1 protein-coding gene is annotated in these 1,063 nt (G+C 67.3%); it reads right to left on the bottom strand.

Translation table 11 applies throughout. From position 1 onward, the window contains the following. Positions 1 to 239: 239 nt before the first annotated feature. Positions 240 to 890: a hypothetical protein gene (locus ACWDXS_RS35635; protein WP_449972796.1), complete on the bottom strand. Its 651-nt coding sequence runs from the start codon at positions 888 to 890 to the stop codon at positions 240 to 242. Between the last annotated feature and the right edge of the window lie 173 nt (positions 891 to 1,063).

Below are 1,063 nucleotides of genomic sequence, written 5' to 3'. Positions count from 1 at the left end.
GCGGGAAACATCTTCGCCGGGTGTGCGGTGCTGTCGGGGTGATAGCGGCCCCGTCGTTGCGCGGAGGGTGCGTGCTGGGCGGTTGCCCACACCGACACGGGCACGTCGGCGGGCCGGGGCTGTGCGGCGGTCGCGGAGTCGGAGTCGGCGGGCGTGGTGGTGCGGTCGTCAGTCATTCCAGAGTCCTTCGCGGGAGCGATCGGTCGGTGCGATAGCGGGGGGTCGTGAGTCGGAGGGGCTCACCCGTGCTCGGGCAGCAAGAACACGCAGACGTCGGTGTGAGCCACGACGTGGCGAGGCAGGCCCGACACGGTCGGGTCGGTGGGAGGGTCGGCGGTGACGGTGTGACCGGTGACCGGGGCGGCGATGATGTGCTGGAGGTAGAGAAGGTCGGCGGACTGGGCGGCGAGGATGACCGAACCGGCCGGATCGAGCAGGACCCCGTCCTCGCTGTGGCGGCAGCGGCTGAGCACGACCAGCAGCCCACCCATGGCCATCGCCTCGGTCGCGAGCGCGGTGACGTACTCGGCGGCCCGCACCGGATCGAGGGGATCGGACAGCAAACTCGCGATGACGAGATCGACTGATTCAGCGCTGTCGGGGGCGTCGGTGCTGTCGCGGTCGAGGTCTCGGATCGCCGCGACGGCCGCTGCCGTGTCCGGCGCGGGTACCCGTAGGTTTCCTCGGGCGGTGGGGGCGGGCCAGTCGATCAACAGCACCGGCGAACCGGGCGCGGAGAACTCAGCGACCGCGCGGGCAACGAGCTGTTCGGGCCAGCGGTCGTGCGGATCGAACCGATCGGCACCCAGTGCCCATAAGGTCGAGGGGACCTGTACGTCGGTAGTCGAGGCCGCCGAGCGGGGGCGGGAATGGGGGGAATTCGCGGTCATCGCGTCTCCTGACGGTGAGAGAGAACTGTGTACTTATCTACTGCCGTCAGAAACCCCTATTCGGGACATGTCTCCACTAAATTCGACGAAATTCCTGCTTGTGCGATCAATGCCCGGACCGCAGTAACTCCCGACTCCGAGAAACTTTTTCAAAAGAATTTTCGACCGTGTGA

This window comes from Nocardia sp. NPDC003183 (genome assembly GCF_053590715.1).
This window is presented reverse-complemented; position numbering and strand designations above follow the sequence as displayed.

What these genes read in the sequence shown, in the direction of transcription:
- ACWDXS_RS35635 (WP_449972796.1), bottom strand. Translation starts at nt 890, where the DNA reads ATGACCGCGAATTCCCCCCATTCCCGCCCCCGCTCGGCGGCCTCGACT.